Raw genomic sequence first — 16,365 nt, forward strand, 5'->3', positions numbered from 1 at the left:
CTCAGGCGCCGCGCGGGCTTTCTTCGTTTTGCCTTCGCTCAAGCGCCGCGCGGGCTTGGGGCCTCCCCGCTCGCCTCGAAGGCGCGATAGGCGTCGTCGAGGTCGTCGAAGATCATGTCCGGGCCGATGGCATCCAGAAGCCCCGCGCGGTCGAGGAGGGTGCGCACCTCGTCGTGCATCTCGGCGATGCCGAACTTGAGGCCGCGCCGCTCCAGCTCCGCCCGCACCTCTTCCAGCGCCGCGGCGGCGGTGGAGTCCACCTGGGTGATGGCGCTGGCGTCCAGCACCAGCCAGCGGGTGCCGTCGACCAGGGTGTCGGCGATGGCGTCGATGCGGCCCTGCATGCGGTCGGCGTTGAAGAACAGAAGGTCGCCCTGGATGAGCACGATGGCGAGCCCCGGCACCTGCCGCGCATCGGCCCGCCGGTGCAGCTTGTAGAAGCCCTCGTGGCCCGGCACCCGCCCGAGCAGCGCGTCGCGCGGATACATCATCTTGTGCAGGAGGTAGGCGAAGGTCGCACCGATGGCGATCAGCACGCCGTTCAGCACACCCAGGCTGATGGGCGCGAACAGCGCGATCATGGCGAAGGCGAACTCCATGCGGCTGATGCGCCATAACTGGCGCAGGGCCGGCAAATCCACGAGACTCAGGGCTGCCGAGATCAGGATCGCGCCCAGCGCCGGAATGGGCAGGATGGCGAGCGCCGGCTGCAGGAACAGCACGATGGCGAGCAGCGCCAGCGCCGCCACCACGCTGGCCAGCTGCGAGCGTCCGCCGACGCTGGCATTCACCGCCGTGCGGGAATCCGAGGCGGTGATGGGGAAGGCGGCGAACAGGCCGGCCGCGATGTTGGCGGCGCCGAAGCCCACCATCTCGCGGTTGGCATCCACCGGATAGCCTCCGCGCTCGCCGAAGCTGCGCGCCGTGACAATGCCCGCCGCGAAGCTGACGAGGAAGATCGCCGCCGCGCCGATCAGCAACTGGTCGATCGCCGCGCCGCCCCCGGCCGGCAGCGCCAGCGCCGGGAGGCTGGAGGGGATCGCCCCCACCACGGCGATACCGTGCCCCGCGAAATCGAACAGAGCGGAGAGCGCCACCGACAGCACCACCACCACCACCTGCCCCGGCACGGGAAGACGCGCGCGGCGCACGAGATGGAGCACGGCGAACATGCCGAGCGCCAGCAGCAGCGAAGGCCAGTGCACTTCATGGGCCTTGCGCAACAGCTCGATGACCGGCGCGATCAGCCCGTCCCCGACGATGGGTATGCCTGTGACGCGCTTGAGCTGCCCGACGAGGATGGACAGCGAGATACCAGCGAAGAAGCCCACCAGAATCGGCCGCGACAGGAAGGTGGAGAGCACCCCGAGCCCCACCAGCCGCGCCGCGAAATAATAGCCGCCCACCACGAGGGCGATGAGGGCGGCCACCCCCGGCTTGTCCACGGCCGCAAGGTCCGGCATGCCGGCGAGCACGGCCGCGAGCACGGTGATGGTCGCCGCATCCGGCCCCACCACCAGTTGCCGGGACGGGCCGAACACCGCATAGGCGATCAGCGGCGCGATGGAGGCATAGAGCCCGGTCTGCGGCGGCAGGCCTGCGATCGCGGGATAGGCGATGGCGCTCGGCAAGCCCACCGCCGCGATGGCGAGTCCTGCCGCAACGTCCGTCTTGATCCAGCTCGGCCGATATCCGGCGAAACTCGCCAGCAGCGTCCGTGGGGCTTCTTGGGAGGACGCACCGTCCGCTGCCACCGGTCAATCTCCGTCCGCCGGCATGAACTCCGCCGGGCTGGCGGGACCATGCCACAGGCAGGGATGGCCCGGAAAGTCCGTCAAAACCCGGCGTCGCCCTGCTGCGCGGCGTGCCTTGCATCACGGGCTGCCGCTTCTAGAATCGCCGCGGGTGCCGCATCAACGCGGCCAGGCGGGGGCAGGAACGATGGTTCTGATCCGGCTGTGCAAGATCGCCCTCGTGGCGACGATCGCCGTCTTCTTCTCGCTGGTCGCCTTCGGCAACATCACGGACTACGGGACGAACTGGGCCTTCGTCCAGCACGTGCTGGCGATGGATACGATCTTCCCGGATTCCACGCTGCGGTGGCGGGCGATCACCGACGAACGGCTCCAGACCGCCGCTTATGTGGTGATCATCGCCACGCAGGCCGCCATCGCCCTTGTGCTGTGGACCGGCGTCGTGCGGATGCTGGCTGCGCTCCGCACACCCGGCTTCCGCCGCGCGCGGACGACGGCCGTGCTCGGCCTCACGCTGGGCCTCCTGCTCTACGGGGCCGGCTTCGTTGTCATCGGCGGCGAATGGTTCGCCATGTGGCAATCGAAGACATGGAACGGACAATCCACCGCCTTCGCCTTCATCGGCTGGATCTCCGCCGTGCTTATCATCCTCCTCCTGCCGGAGCAGGAGGAGGAGCGCTGACGACGCGCGGCATGCCGTCGGCATCGGCCTGCGGCCGATGCTAAGCGGGCCTCGCTCAGGCGCCGCGCGGGCTTGGTCTTACTTCACCAGCGGGCAGTTGCCGGCCGCGATGGGGCGGAAGGCCTTGTCGGCGGGAACGGTGGCGATGAGCTTGTAGAAGTCGTAGGGCCCCTTGGATTCCGCCGGGCTCTTCACCTCGAACAGGTACATGTCGTGGATCGCGCGGCCGTCCGGACGCACCGCGCCCTTGCCGAACAGGGGGTCATCCGTGGGAATGGCCTTCATGGCCTCCACCACCTTGGCCCCGTCCTTGGCGCTGCCCACCTTCTCCACCGCCTTCAGATAATGCAGCAGCCCGGCATAGACGCCGGCATGGACCATGTTGGGATAGCGCCCGCCATTGGCCTCGGCGAAGCGCTTGGCGAAGGAGCGGGTCTGGTCGTTGAGGTCCCAGTAGAAGGCTTCCGACAGGAACAGGCCCTGCGCCGTCTCCAGCCCCAGCGCGCTGATGTCGTTCAACACCATGAGCATGGCGACGAGCTTCTGCCCGGCCTTGACGATGCCGAACTCGGACGCCTGCTTCACCGCGTTGATGGTATCCGCCCCGGCGCTGCCGAGGCCGATCACCTTGGCGCCGGAGGCCTGGCCCTGGAGCAGGAAGGAGGAGAGATCTGATGTGCCGAGTGGGTGCCGCACGGTGCCGAGGATCTTGCCGCCGGCCGCCTTGATGGCCTCGCCCGCGTCGCGCTCCAGCGCATGGCCGAAGGCATAGTCCACCGAGATGAAGTACCAGGTGTTGCCGCCGGCCTTGGTCACGGCCGTGCCCACCGTATTGGCCTGCGCCCAGGTGTCGTAGGTCCAGTGGACAGTGTTCGGCGAGCAATCCTTGCCGGTGAGGTCGGAGGTGCCGCCACCGGAGATGATCGCCACCTTGTTCTTCTGCCTGGCGATGCCGCTGACGCCCAGCGCCACGGCTGAATTCGGCACGTCCAGCACCGCGTCCACGCCGTCCGTGTCGAACCACTGGCGGGTGACGTTGACGCCGATATCGGCCTTGTTCTGGTGATCGGCGGCGACCAGCTCGATGGGCATTCCGGCGACCTTGCCGCCGAAATCTGCGATGGCCATCTTCGCCGCCACCACAGATCCGGCGCCGGCGAAGTCCGCCTGCACGCCGGCCTGGTCGTTGAGCACGCCCACCTTCACGCTCTCGGCACTCGCGCCGCCGGCAAAGGCCGCGCAGACGAGGGCTGCGAGCGCGGTGGAGGCCAGAGCGGCCCTCAGCGTCCCGGACCTTGCAGTCGTCCCGGACCTTTCAGTCTTCTTGGGCATTTCAAACCTCCCGATCCTGTCTGTTCGTTCTTGTTGTCGTCTTCGTTCAGGGCCGCCTTGTTTGTCGTCGGCCCTCAAGGCCGCATGGGCTTCAGCACGGCACCCTTGGAGAGCGGCTGCACCATGGCCGCATACTGGCCGAGCCAGCCGCGGATCTGGCTGTGGTCCGGCGCGCGCCACATGGCGCGGCGGGCGGCCAGCTCGCTCTCGGAAACGTCGAGATCGACGCGGCGGGCGCCGATATCGATGGAGATGACGTCGCCCTCGGCGACAAGGCCCAAAGGCCCGCCTTCCGCCGCCTCGGGCATCACTTGGCCGATGGTGATGCCGCTATTGAGGCCGGAGAGCTCGCCGTCCGTCACCACCGCAACGCCGGCTCCCAAGCCGGCCCCGATCAGCGCCGCCATGAAGCTCGCGGCGAACACGGTGCCCGGTCCGCCCTTCGGCCCGAGGCCGCGCAGCACCACCACGTCGCCGGGCTTGATGGAGTGGGTCTCCAGCGCCTTGATGGCGACCGCCTCGTCCTCGAACACTCGCGCCTTGCCGGAGAAGGTGCGCACTTCGGCGGGCACGGCGGAAACCTTCACCACCGCCCCGTCCGGCGCGAGGCTGCCGCGCAGGATGGTCAGGCCCGGCTCGTGCCGGAAGGGGTCCGCCAGCGGGCGGATGAAGGTGCGGTCGGGCTCCGGCACGTCGGCGAGGTTCTCGCCCAGCGTCTTGCCGGTGACGGTCATCACCGAGAGGTCGAGCACGTCGGAGAGCTCGCGCATCACGCCCCGGCAGCCGCCGGCCTTGTCGAGATCCTCGATGCGATGGGGGCCGTTGGGCCGCACGGTGGTGATCTGGGGCGTGTCGTTCAGCGCCTCCAGTTCGGCCACGATGTCGATGTCCATCTCGGCTTCCGAGGCGGTGGCCGCGAGGTGGCGCACGCAATTCACCGAGCATCCCGTGGCCACCGCCACACGCAGAGCATTGCGGAAGGCGGCGGGGGTAAGAATCTGCCGGGGCCGGATGTCCTTGAGGATGAGATCCACAATGGCCGCACCAGCGCGGGCGGCATTCTCCATCAGCGCCTGCGAGCCGGCGCGGATGGGCGCGCTGCGCGGCAGGGCCATGCCGAGGGCCTCGGAGAGCACATGCATGGTGTTGGCGGTGGCGAGGCCCGCGCACACACCCGGCCCGGTGATGGCGGTGCAGGTCATCGCCTTGAGATCGGCCAGCGAGATGGACCCCGCCTTCAGCGAGCCGACGCTCTTGTAGACCTCCTCGATGTCCACTTCCTTGCCCGCGCAATGGCCGCCGAGCTGGTAGCCGCAGGGCAGCACCACGGAGGGCACGTTGAGCCGCGCCGCGGCCATGAGTTGGCCGGGGGTGGTCTTGTCGCAGGAGGCGAGCAGCACCATGCCGTCCAGCTCCGCGCCTTCCACCTGTACCTCGATGTCGTTCACCAGCAGGTCGCGGCTCGGCATCAGATAGCGTGCCTGACGGCCCGCGCTGGTGACGAAATCGGACGGCGCCACGGTGCGGATCTCGAACGGCAGGCCGCCGGCGTCGCGGATCGCCTGCTCCACCACGCGGCAGACATCGTCGAGATGCGCGTAGCAGACCGACAGCTTGCTGGAGCTGTTGACGATGGCGATCTTCGGCTTCAGCAGGTCTTCCTCGCTGTAGCCCATGGCGAGCCACTGGGCGCGGCGCACGGCCCAACGGGTGGTGCCGGGCTCGAAATTGCTGCGCAGCGTGGGCTTCTTCTGTTCGGCGTCGGACATGAAACGTCCCTGTCTCGTCAGTTGAGCTGGGCGCCGAGCGCGTTCAGCGCGGCGCGGATGTCGGAGCCGGACGGCAGCGCCGCCGGATCATCGCAGAGCTGGTCGGCGACGAGGCCCATGGCCTGCCCGTAGCCGAAGCACTGGGCAGTGACGCGGGCCGACGCCATGGCCTCGTGTTCGGCCGAGAGGCAGCGCCCGGCCATCACGAGTCCCGAGCCGGTGGCGGGCAGGAAGCAGCCGAGGGGGATCTCGTAGTAGTCGTCGAGAATCCAGTGCAGCTTCGGCTTCTCGCCGGAATGCAGCTCGATGGGCCAGGGCGAGCGGCAGATACCGTCCGCGCGCTTGCGGGCGGAGGTGACATCCTCGTTCTTCAGGAGGTCGCGGCCGACGATCTGCCAGGTCTGGCGGATGCCCACCTGCACGCCGGTGTCGTTGACGAAGGAGGCCTCGCAGCCAGTGATATGGTCGCGGATGAAGCGGGCGTATTCGCGCACCTGCTTGCGCCCCTCGATCTCCGCCTCGCTGAGGTCGGCCATGCGGGTGGCGTCCAGCTCGCGCCCATCGGCACCCACGATGCGGGTGGCGTTGCAGATCAGCTCGCCGGGGCGGGGCGTGGGGAAGAGGAAGATCTTGGCGCGCGGCAGGCGGTAGGCGCCGGAGGCGTTCAGCTCCTGGATGAGCGTCATGACCCGCTCGTCGAGGATGGAATCCGGCCCGTGCGCGGCGAGGAAGCGCGCCATGTCCACGCCGAGGATGCGGAAGATCATGGTGGGGTTCTGGATGGCGCCGTCGCGGCCCTTGGTGAGGGCGCGGCCCGCCATGGCCGCCACGTCTGCGTCGCCCGAGGCGTCCACGGTGATCTTCGCGCGCACCTCGAGCGGCCCCTGCTTGGTGAAGGCGGTGACGCCCCGCACATGGTCGCCCTCGGCGAGAACGCCGGTGACGGTGACGTGGTAGAGCACGCGAATCTTGCCCTCGGCGCCGAGCAGCGCGTCGCTCGCCTCGCGCCAGACCAAAGGATCGTGGACCCGCACGTAGGTCTTGCCGTACTGGACCGGGCCGGTGAGCCCGCCGCGCGTTTCCATGGCCGCGATGAACTCGTCCACGAAGCCGTGCACCACCTGCTCCGGCTCGGCGTTGCGGCGGTCGGAGGCGGCATAGAGGCCGCAGATGGTGCCGGAGAGGCCAGCCACCGCGGCGCCGCCGCTGAAGCCGTAGCGCTCCAGCAGGATGACACGCCGCCCCTGCCGCGCTGCCGCGACCGCGCAGGCAAGGCCCGCCGCGCCGCCGCCGACCACCAGCACGTCCGTCTCCAGAACCTCCGCGGGCCTGACGTCGGGCATTTTCACCCATCCTTGTTTTTAATTGTTAGCGCTATCATTTGTTAGCGCTAACCAGTCTCTATTGTCAAGCGGCCGGCAGGCCATATGGTGAGCCGGGGCCAGTGGTGACGGAATCGGCGATGCGGCAGAAAAGGGGGGGACGGGCGGCGGGCGTCACCATGGAGGATGTGGCGCGGGTGGCGGGCGTCTCCGCCATGACGGTCTCGCGCGTGTTGCGCCAGCCGACGCTGGTGAACGCCGACCTCAAGGCCAAGGTGGAAGCGGCGATCCGCGAGACCGGCTACATCTACAATCTTGTCGCCTCCTCCCTCGCCTCCCAGCGCAGCGGCATCATCGCGCTGATCCTGCCGACGGTGGCGTCCTCCATCTTCACCGACAGCGTGAAGGGGGTCTCGGACGTGGCCCGCACCCACGCGGTGCAGATGATCATGGCGGAGACCAACTATTCCCCGGCGGAGGAGGAAAAGGTCATCGAGGCGCTGCTGCGGCGCCGGCCGGACGGCTTCGTCATCGTCGGCGTCTCCCACACCCGCGCCACGCGGGCGCTGCTGGAAAAATCCGGCGTGCCCGTGGTGGAGACGTGGGACAGCACGCCCACGCCCATCGACAGCCTCGTGGGCCTCTCCAATTTCGATGCCATGAAGGCCATGACCGAGGCGCTGGTGGCGCAGGGCTTCCGCCGCATCGCCTTCGTCGGCACCGCCACCCGCGACCGCCGCGCCCAGATGCGCGCCAAGGGCTACGAGGCCGGCATCGCCGAGGCCGGGCTCGGCGCGCCGCTCATCCTCAATGCGGACGATCTCACCAGCATGGAGTCCGGCCGCGTCGTCGCCGAGCGGGTCGCAGCGCTGCATCCCCGCCCCGACGCCCTGCTGTGCCTCAACGACGTGCTTGCGGCCGGCGCGCTGCTGGCGTTCCAGCGGATGGGCCTCGCCGTGCCCGGCGACATCGCGGTCGCCGGCTTCGGCGGACTGGATTTCTCCAGCCACCTCAACCCGTCGCTCTCGACCGTGGACATCCCGCGCTACGAGATGGGGCAGAAAGCCGCCGAGATGCTGATCGGCCGCATCGCCGGCACCGCCGCGCAGGGCGGCACCTGCGAGATGGGGTACCGGATCGTGCTGCGCGAGAGCACGGGGAGCAGCCGCCCGGCCGAGACTCAAGCCTCTTAGCCAGGGCGTCCTGATCCCGCGCTATCGCGGCGGATCGACCCCGATCCAGTGGCGCACCACCGGCGGCGCATCGCCCTGGTGGAACGAGAGCACCTCCGCCTGCACGTCCGCATCGGCACGGGAGACCCGGCGGTGCTGGCGTCGATGCTCAGCCCAGGATTCCACCATGAACCACTCCAGCATTTGCTCGGGATCGGCGGAATCTTCGCTGACGCCCCAGGCGTAGGCCCCGTCGCGACGCCGGGCGGCCGAAAGGCGCTCCAGCGCCTTCAGGAACGCATCCCGGTCCGCCCGCGCCACCCGGTACTCGATCAGGATCAGCACCGGCCCCCGGTCATTGGGGATGGGCTCGGCCATCGCCGGCTCGGGCCAGTGCATGGAGGGCGTCAGATCAGCCTCGCCTGCGGGCAGCGGCACCCGGTGCATGATGAGGCCCACCACCGCGAGACCGCCCGCCGCGATCACCAGCGCCGCCTGCAGCCCCACCGCCTGCGCCACAAGACCCCAGGCGATGCTGCCGCCCGCCATCGCGCCATTGAAGACCGTGAGGTAGACCGCGAGCGCCCGCCCCCGCACCCAGTTGGGCAGGATGGACTGCGCCGTTGCGTTCAGCGTCGTCAGCGCAGTGATCCACGCCGCGCCCATGGCGAGCAGGATCGGCACCGCCAGCCAGCGCGGCGGGGCCAGCGCGAGGGCCACCGTCGCCACGGCGGTGACGAGCGAGGCGGCGAGGATGAGCCCGTCCGCCGAGAGACGGCCGCGCAGACGCGGCATCAGCAGCGCCCCACCGATGGCGCCGACGCCCACCGACCCGAGCAGCAGGCCGTAATAAGCCGCATCCCCCTTGAGCAGCCCGCGCGCGACCAGCGGCAACAGCGCCCAGACCGCACTGGCGAAGGCGAAAAAGAAGGCCGAGCGCAGGAGGACGACATGCATCTCTTTGCTCGACCGCGCATAGCGCAGCCCGGCACGGAAGGCGCCGGGGAAGCGCTCGCCCAGTTCGTCCTGCGGGGTGGCGGGCCGACGCCACCAGACGAGGGCGGCGATGACGAAAACGTAGCTCGCCACGTCCGCCCCGTAAGTCACCGCGGCGCCGAAGGCGGCGAGCAGCACGCCGCCCAGCGCCGGCCCGATGGAGCGGGAGATGTTGATGCCGAGCGAGTTGAGCGCCACCGCGCTTTTCAGGTCCGAACGCGGCACCAGCTCCGGCACGATGGACTGCCAGGTGGGTGCCATCAGCGCCGCGCCGATGCCGCCGAGGAAGGTGAGCGCGATCAGCGAGGAGACCGTCATCAGCCCGGTCAGCGACAGCAGCATCAGGGCGCCGCTGACGCACGCCAGCCCGATCTGGATGGCGATGAGGAAGCGTCGCCGGTCGAGGATGTCGGAGAGCACCCCCGCCGGCATGGCGAGGAGGAACACGGGCAGCATGGCCGCCGCCTGGATGGTCGCCACGGCGGCGGGCGAGGCGGACAGGTCCGTGACGATCCACGCGCTCGCCACGTCGCGCATGAAGCTGCCCGTGTTGCCGAGCACGGTCGCCACCCACAGCACGGCGAAGACCGGCCGCTTCAGGGGCGCGAAGGCACCGGGGGTGGACGGCGGGGATGGGGGATTTTCGCTCATGCTCGCTGTCCCTCCGTTTTGCCCGCAAGATCGTACCACGCCACCAGCACGAAGGCCCCGGCGAGGCCGAGATGCTCGAAGAAGGCGTTGGCGGCGGCGAAGCGTTCGGCTCCCGCCATGCCCCAGAAACGGTTGGCGAGCAGGCTCGCCGCGACCGTGAATGCGGCGAGCGCCATCGCCCCGGCCCAGCGCAGCAGGCCGGAGAGCACCATGACCGGCGCGATGATCTCCAGCGCGATGACGGCGGCGGCGAGCGGGGCCGCCGGGGCGAGGCCGAAATGGGTCATCTCAGCGACGGCGCTCGGAAAATCCAGCACCTTCGTGAGGCCGCCCTGCAGATAGGCAGAGGTGAGCGCGAGCAGCGCGAACGCCCGCACCGGGCGCGGCGATAGAAACGGCCTCATGGACGCTGCGAGGCGGTCGGGAAGGTCCGGTCCCATCCCTCAGAAGCCCCAGCAGGCGCAACCCAGCGCGCCGAAGAAGCCCTGCTGGTCTCCCACAGGCACGCTCGCGCCCCACGCCCCGGCATGGGCATGACCGTGGACGCCGCAGGCCTTGGCGCAGCCGCAGGCGGCGGCGAAGGCGTATTTCTGCGTACTGTCCGCCTTGCGGGGCTGGTAGCCGCCGAAGGTGCGCACCGGCGACCAGTCCGGCATGGCCGGTGGCAGCGGCGGCGCGAGATCGCGGAACGCGCCATCCCCATGCACCGGCGTGCCGCCGAGCAAGGTGAGGACGGAGGTGATGTCCTGGATGCTGTCCTCGGACACCGAGAAATAATCATCCGAAAGCACCACCAGATCGGCGAGCTGGCCGTCCTTGATCTGCCCCTTCTTGCCCGGCTCGCTGGAGAACCAGGTGTTGGCCTCAGTCCACAATCTCAGCGCATCTTCCCGGTCCAGCCGGTTCGCCGGCGGATAGAGGGAGAGCCCGCCGAGCGTGCGGCCCGTCACCAGCCAGGACAGCGAGACCCACGGATTGTAGGAGGCGACGCGGGTGGCATCCGTCCCCGCGCCCACCGGGATGCCGGCCTCCAGCATGCGGCGGATGGGCGGGGTGCGCTCGGCCGCCTTGGCGCCGTAGCGATCGACGAAATATTCACCCTGATAGGCCATGCGGTGCTGCACGGCGATGCCGCCGCCCAGCGCCGCGATGCGGTCGATGTTGCGGTCGGTGATGGTCTCCGCATGGTCGAAGAACCAGTTGAGGCCCCTGAGCGGCACATCGGAATCGACCTTCTCGAACACGTCGAGGGCGCGCGAAATGGTCTCGTCATAGGTGGCGTGCAGGCGGAACGGCCAGCGGTTTTCGGCCAGCAGCCGCACCACCGGCTCGAGGTCGCCTTCCATGGCGCCGGGAAGGTCCGGCCGCGCCACCTGGAAGTCCTCGAAGTCGGCCGCGGAATAGACCAGCATCTCGCCGGCGCCGTTGTGGCGATAGAGGTCGTCGCCCTGCCCCGGCGTGACGGACTTGGACCAGCCGGCGAAATCAGCCAGCTCCGCCTTCGGCTTCTGGGTGAAGAGGTTGTAGGCGATGCGCACGGTGAGGTTTCCCTCCCGGTGCAGATCCTCGATGACGGAATAGTCTTCCGGATAGTTCTGGAAGCCACCACCCGCGTCGATCACCGAGGTGACGCCAAGGCGGTTCACCTCGCGCATGAAGTGGCGGGTGGAGTTTTTCTGGTATTCTGGCGGCAGCTTCGGCCCCTTGGCCAGCGTCGCATAGAGAATGGTGGCATTGGGTTTGGCCACCAGCAGGCCTGTGGGATTGCCGTTGGCGTCGCGGATGATCTCACCGGCGGGCGGATCGGGCGTGTCCTTGGTGTAGCCCACCACGCGCAAGGCGGCGGCATTGAGCAAGGCGCGGTCGTAGAGGTGCAAGATGAAGACCGGCGTGTCCGGGGAAACCGCATTGATCTCCTCCAGCGTCGGCAGGCGCTTCTCGGCGAACTGGTGCTCGGTGAAGCCGCCCACCACGCGCACCCATTGCGGGGCGGGCGTCACGGCCACCTGCCGCTTCAGCATGTCCATGGCCTGGCTAAGCGAGCGCACGCCGTCCCAGCGCAGCTCCATATTGTAGTTCAGCCCGCCCCGGATGATGTGCATGTGGCTGTCGATGAGGCCGGGGATGACCCGCCGGCCGCCCACGTCGATGATCTTCGTCGTCGTGCCGGCGAGGCGCATGGCATCATTGGTTGGGCCGACGAACACGATCACGCCGTCGCGCACCGCCACCGCCTCCGCCGTGGGATTGGTGCGGTCGAGGGTGGTCATCTTGCCGTTGAACAGGATGAGGTCGGCGATCTCGCTCATGGTGCGCGCCTTCTGCTGGGGGGCGACGAGAATGAAAGCTCAGGATTTGGGAGGGGTCGTGTCGCCAGAGGCCGGCGCATCCGCCGCATCGCGCCGGCCCGGAAGCTGGCCCAGCACATGGTCCTTGCAATCGGCAAGGCCGATGGCGCGGGCGAGGCCGTCGCCGTTCATCAGATGACGCGCGACGGGCAGGATCTGCTCGCCGACCAGAATGCCGAGCAGCCCCAGCAGCGCCACCACCGGCGGGGCCGGGGAGCGCACGTTGATCAGGCTGTAGACGACACCGACCAGCAGGCCGGCGCCCAGCGAGGCGAGATAGAGCTTCATCGGCCCTCCGGAGGTTCGAACATCCGGCGCCGGCCGGGGGGAGGCCGGCGCCGGAAGGAGATCACGCCTTGATGAAGGCGAGGAGGTCGGCGTTGATCACGTCCGCATGGGTGGTGCACATGCCGTGGGGATAGCCGGGATAGACCTTCAGCGTGCCGTGCTTCAGCAGCTTGGCGGAGAGCAGCGCGCTGTCGGCGATGGGGACGATCTGGTCGTCATCGCCGTGCATCACGAGGGTGGGCACCTCGCACGCCTTCAGGTCGGCGGTGAAGTCGGTCTCGGAGAAGGCCTTGATGCCGTCGTAATGGGCCTTGGCGCCGCCGGTCATGCCCTGCCGCCACCAGTTCCAGATGGCGCCCTGGGAGACCTGCGCGCCGGGACGGTTGAAGCCGTAGAACGGGCCGGTGGGCACATCGAGGAAGAACTGGGCGCGGTTGGCGGCGAGCGCCTTGCGGAAGCCGTCGAAGACCTCCATGGGCAGGCCGCCCGGGTTGGACTCGGTCTTCAGCATGATGGGCGGCACGGCGCCGATCAGCACCAGCTTCGCGACGCGCGCCTTGCCGTGCTTCACGGTGTAGTGCAGCGCCTCGCCGCCGCCGGTGGAATGGCCGATGTGCACGGCGTTCTTGAGGTCGAGATGGTCCATCACGGCCGCGGCGTCGGCGGCGTAATGGTCCATGTCGTGACCGTCGCTCACCTGGGTGGAGCGGCCGTGGCCGCGGCGGTCGTGGGCGACCACGCGATAGCCGTTGTTCACGAAGAACAGGAGCTGCGCGTCCCAGTCGTCCGAGGACAGGGGCCAGCCATGGTGGAACACGATGGGCTGGGCGGTCTTCGGACCCCAGTCCTTGTAGAAGATCTCGACGCCGTCCTTGGTGGTCACGCTGGGCATGGGTTGAACTCCGTGGGGGTGGGAGGCTGCGGGGTGGGAGGCTGCGAAGGCCGCGGCGGGAATGTCGAGGCCGAATGCGGCGGCGAGTGCCGCGGTGGCGCCGGCACCAAGCACGGTCCGGCGCGAGACAAGGGGGAACTGTTCCGGGAGGCGCTCGCCGCCCGGTGCGTCATTGTCAGTCATGGGGTTTGGTCCTTCAGTGCCCTTCGGAGGCGCCGAACATGGTCTTGGCGTAGATGATTCCGAGGCCGTAGGCGCCGCCGTAGGTCTTGGCGATGCCGGTGGTCATGTCGTAGGTGGCGGTGCGGGCCCAGTCGCGCTGGAGCTCCAGCAGATATTGCAGCGAGGTCATGGGACGCGCGCCGGCCTGGATCATCCGCTGCATGGCGCGCTCGTGCGCCTCGTCGGAGACGTCGCCGCAGGCATCGGCGATCACGTAAACTTCAAAGCCCTGATCGAGCGCCGACAAAGCGGGGCCGACGATGCACACGCCGGTCCACAGGCCGGATAGCACGATGCGGCCCTTGCCGATCTCGTTGACACGGGCGATGACGGCTTCATCCTCCCAGGTGTTCATGGAGGTGCGGTCGAGCAGCTTCTCGCCCGGAAACGCCTCGGTGATCTCGGAGAACATGGGGCCGGAGAAGCTCTTCTCGGCCACCGTGGTCAGGATGGTGGACACCCCGAAGCCGGCGGCGGCGCGGGCGACCAGAGCCGCGTTGTTGCGCAGATTCACGGCGTCGATGGACTTGGTCGCGAAGGACATTTGCGACTGAAAGTCGATCATGATGAGCGTATGATCCTTCGGCGAAAGAAGCATACTGCCGGGGGCGGCGACAGCGTGGGGCACGGTTGCATCTCCTGTGTGAAAGCCGGGGCGAAGCTAGCGCCCGTTACGGGCTGAGACCATTAGTTACTGGCGGGATACCGGGCACATCCATGAATTTCCAAGACAAGATCGATCCTCAGGCAGACAAGGCGTGCATGGCCGAGCCCCTCCTGAAGTTCTTCGCTCAGGAGTGGATGGCTCATGTGGTCGCGGCACTGTCGCGCCACGGCACGTTGCGGTTCGGACAGCTCCGGAGAAGCTTGCCGGGGCCGATTTCGGCGCGTGTTCTCTCTGCCCGGCTCAAGGCACTTGAGGCCGGGGGATATGTGACGCGGCGGGAGATCGAGGGGCGGGTCCGTCAGGTGGAATACAGGCTGACGGACTCGGGGCGCGCCATCGACCTTCTTCTGGTGCAGGCGGAATCTGCGCTGTACCTGGAAGGCACGGTGGGCGCGCTCACTAACGAGCGCTGACCGCACCCACCTTTGGTGGATCGCAGCATGTGGAGAACTTGAGCGAGGCAGTGCTCATCGGTTCGATCCCTTGCCGGAAGGCCCGAAGCGGGGCTGATGGGGCGGACTATGGCGTTGCAGCTGGAGCCCGTCTTGCCGAAAAGCCCGCATCCTTGAACGATGGGATTTCCCGAAGGCGCCCCCGCTCGCTCAATGGCCGCGCCGCCACAACCCCGGCGCTGATCCGGTGAGGCGCGTGAAGGTGCGCGTCATGTGGCTCTGGTCAGAAAATCCGCAGATGATGGCGATATCCGCCAGCGGCAACCGGGAGCCGACGATGAGGTCCCGCGCCCGCTCCACCCGCAGGTGAAGCATCCACTGGTAGGGCGTGAGCCCCGTTTCATCCCTGAAGCACTTGATGAAATGGCCGCGCGAGACGCCGCAGGCGGCAGCGATGTCGGAGATCAGCACGTTGCCGTCGAGCCCCGCGGCGAGCCGCTCCTTGGCGATGGCGAACTGGCGTGGCGAGAGACCGCCGGGAATGCGCACCGCAGCGCCGTGATAGCGCGTGGCGAGATGGGTCTGGATGGCCGAGACCACCTGATCCAGGAACAGAGGCACCTGCCGCTCCGGCGCGTCGAGCATGGGCAGAAGCGCCCGCGAGAGGTGCGCCAGCACAGGGTCTTGCGTGCCGGGCGTGCAGGAGACGCACTCCGCCAGCGGCAGCCCCATCTCGCTGAAGGTCTGGTGCAGCGCCGCGTGGGAGATCTCCAGCAGGAAGAAGTCGAACCCCGTCTCGATGTCGGCGCGATAGGTGTCGGAGAAGGAGCGGACATAGCAGCTGTCCGGCTCGAAATCGTAGGCGGTCGCCGCGCCGTCGCCGAAGATGCGGCGGCGGTGCCCGCCGGAGAGGGCAACACCCATCAGCAGGCCACGGCCGCTCGGCGGGGTCTCGACGCGGCTGGTGACCGCGCCATCATGCTGCTTGCGGTAGACGACGAAGCCGGTGCCGACCAGCTCCCTCTCGTCCTCCAGCGCGGCGACGGAACAGCCGAGACTGTCGCGTCGCGTGATTCCGCCGGGTGCCGCCGTGTCTAAACGGGCCATCTGAAGCCTCGGGGCTGGCTTGCTGGTGCGCGAACCTACACCAGAAGCGGGACGGGTAAAATGAAGCGGCGCTGACTTAGGCTATAGACAAAGGTTTAAAGCCGGCGCCCGTAGGCGGGCGCCGGCTTCCGACCGTTCAGCCCGGGATCAGCTGGGTCACCACCGCCGACAGGCCGATGCCGAAGGCGGCGGCGCCGGCGAGCCGCGGGGCCAGAGACGTGGGGGTCCAGGCGCGGCCCGACGCGACGAGGGCGACACCCGCGCCGATCACCGACTGCACCACCGCGAGGCCGGCGAGATAGGCGACGAGCTGGGTGGGCTCGGCACCGACGATGGACTCGCCATAGGCGTAGCCATGGAACAGGCCGGCGATGGTGAACAGGCCGATCCAAACCCCGCGCGCAGGCTTTTCCCGGCCGGCGGCGAGCAGGCCGCCGATGGCCACCACGCTCAGCGCGATCACCGTCTCGGCGAACGGCAGGTTCACGAGCTGCACATGCAGCATGACGCCGGCAATGGAGGCCACCACGAAGGCCACCGGCACGAAGGCGCCGAGCCCCATCACTCCGGCGATCAGGCCGGCGGCGACGATGAAGCCCAGATGGTCGAGCCCGATCACCGGATGGGCAAGGCCGGAGATGAAGCCTTCGCCGAAGGTCGCGGGCAGCCGCCCGCCCATGGCGTGGTGCGCTTCCGCATTGGTGGCTGCGAGGAGGGGGACGAGGGACAGGAGCGCGATCCTGCTGACGAGACGGGACATGATGTTCTTCC

At 68.7% G+C, this 16,365-nt stretch carries 15 protein-coding genes; 3 read left to right on the top strand and 12 right to left on the bottom strand.

The annotated features are described in order from the left end of the window. Positions 1 to 38: 38 nt before the first annotated feature. Positions 39 to 1,754, bottom strand: a complete 1,716-nt coding sequence (locus V5F74_RS08475; protein WP_394007347.1) for a SulP family inorganic anion transporter — start codon at positions 1,752 to 1,754, stop codon at positions 39 to 41. 187 nt (positions 1,755 to 1,941) lie between these two features. Between V5F74_RS08475 and V5F74_RS08480 the strand changes: the two genes are divergently transcribed. Further along, complete coding sequence (locus V5F74_RS08480; RefSeq protein ID WP_029555640.1) at positions 1,942 to 2,436, top strand: DUF2165 family protein; 495 nt, start codon at positions 1,942 to 1,944, stop codon at positions 2,434 to 2,436. A 78-nt stretch (positions 2,437 to 2,514) separates the two neighbouring features. On the opposite strand, the gene V5F74_RS08485 is transcribed toward V5F74_RS08480, so the two are convergent. The 3 genes from V5F74_RS08485 to V5F74_RS08495 all read right to left on the bottom strand — a co-directional run bounded on the left by V5F74_RS08485 (position 2,515) and on the right by V5F74_RS08495 (position 6,880). Next, entirely contained in the window at positions 2,515 to 3,768 is a 1,254-nt protein-coding gene (locus V5F74_RS08485; protein ID WP_394007349.1) for an ABC transporter substrate-binding protein, read from the bottom strand. 74 nt (positions 3,769 to 3,842) lie between these two features. Further along, on the bottom strand, positions 3,843 to 5,537 hold the full coding sequence (ilvD, locus tag V5F74_RS08490; RefSeq protein WP_394007351.1) for a dihydroxy-acid dehydratase: 1,695 nt from the start codon (positions 5,535 to 5,537) through the stop codon (positions 3,843 to 3,845). A 17-nt stretch (positions 5,538 to 5,554) separates the two neighbouring features. Continuing rightward, complete coding sequence (locus V5F74_RS08495) at positions 5,555 to 6,880, bottom strand: FAD-dependent oxidoreductase (protein ID WP_394007353.1); 1,326 nt, start codon at positions 6,878 to 6,880, stop codon at positions 5,555 to 5,557. Positions 6,881 to 6,999: 119 nt separating this feature from the next. Between V5F74_RS08495 and V5F74_RS08500 the strand changes: the two genes are divergently transcribed. Then, complete coding sequence (locus V5F74_RS08500) at positions 7,000 to 8,052, top strand: LacI family DNA-binding transcriptional regulator (protein WP_394007355.1); 1,053 nt, start codon at positions 7,000 to 7,002, stop codon at positions 8,050 to 8,052. 21 nt (positions 8,053 to 8,073) lie between these two features. Here V5F74_RS08500 and V5F74_RS08505 read toward each other — a convergent pair whose 3' ends face one another. The 6 genes from V5F74_RS08505 to V5F74_RS08530 all read right to left on the bottom strand — a co-directional run bounded on the left by V5F74_RS08505 (position 8,074) and on the right by V5F74_RS08530 (position 14,026). After that, a complete protein-coding gene (locus V5F74_RS08505) occupies positions 8,074 to 9,678 on the bottom strand; it encodes an MFS transporter (protein WP_394007357.1) in 1,605 nt (534 codons plus the stop codon). After that, positions 9,675 to 10,082 carry a DoxX family protein gene (locus tag V5F74_RS08510; protein ID WP_156026242.1) on the bottom strand — a complete coding sequence of 136 codons (408 nt, stop codon included), beginning with the start codon at positions 10,080 to 10,082 and terminating at the stop codon, positions 9,675 to 9,677. The genes V5F74_RS08505 and V5F74_RS08510 overlap by 4 nt, the downstream gene beginning before the upstream one ends. 39 nt (positions 10,083 to 10,121) lie before the next feature. Further along, positions 10,122 to 11,987: an amidohydrolase gene (locus V5F74_RS08515; protein ID WP_394007359.1), complete on the bottom strand. Its 1,866-nt coding sequence runs from the start codon at positions 11,985 to 11,987 to the stop codon at positions 10,122 to 10,124. 39 nt (positions 11,988 to 12,026) lie between these two features. Continuing rightward, a complete protein-coding gene (locus V5F74_RS08520; protein WP_374250109.1) occupies positions 12,027 to 12,314 on the bottom strand; it encodes a XapX domain-containing protein in 288 nt (95 codons plus the stop codon). Between the two features lie 61 nt (positions 12,315 to 12,375). Beyond that, the gene (locus V5F74_RS08525) at positions 12,376 to 13,206 is read right to left on the bottom strand and encodes an alpha/beta fold hydrolase (protein ID WP_305852723.1); all 831 of its coding nucleotides are present in this window, start codon (positions 13,204 to 13,206) and stop codon (positions 12,376 to 12,378) included. A 196-nt stretch (positions 13,207 to 13,402) separates the two neighbouring features. Then, complete coding sequence (locus V5F74_RS08530; protein ID WP_394007494.1) at positions 13,403 to 14,026, bottom strand: hydrolase; 624 nt, start codon at positions 14,024 to 14,026, stop codon at positions 13,403 to 13,405. Between the two features lie 119 nt (positions 14,027 to 14,145). On the opposite strand from V5F74_RS08530, the gene V5F74_RS08535 reads away from it, so the two are divergent. Beyond that, on the top strand, positions 14,146 to 14,508 hold the full coding sequence (locus tag V5F74_RS08535) for a winged helix-turn-helix transcriptional regulator (protein ID WP_051678803.1): 363 nt from the start codon (positions 14,146 to 14,148) through the stop codon (positions 14,506 to 14,508). 189 nt (positions 14,509 to 14,697) lie between these two features. Here V5F74_RS08535 and V5F74_RS08540 read toward each other — a convergent pair whose 3' ends face one another. Next, on the bottom strand, positions 14,698 to 15,594 hold the full coding sequence (locus V5F74_RS08540) for a helix-turn-helix transcriptional regulator (protein WP_394007362.1): 897 nt from the start codon (positions 15,592 to 15,594) through the stop codon (positions 14,698 to 14,700). Between the two features lie 136 nt (positions 15,595 to 15,730). Further along, positions 15,731 to 16,354: a HupE/UreJ family protein gene (locus tag V5F74_RS08545; RefSeq protein ID WP_029555653.1), complete on the bottom strand. Its 624-nt coding sequence runs from the start codon at positions 16,352 to 16,354 to the stop codon at positions 15,731 to 15,733. Positions 16,355 to 16,365: the final 11 nt, after the last annotated feature.

It is taken from the genome of Xanthobacter aminoxidans (assembly GCF_043193615.1).
Lineage (GTDB): Bacteria > Pseudomonadota > Alphaproteobacteria > Rhizobiales > Xanthobacteraceae > Xanthobacter > Xanthobacter aminoxidans.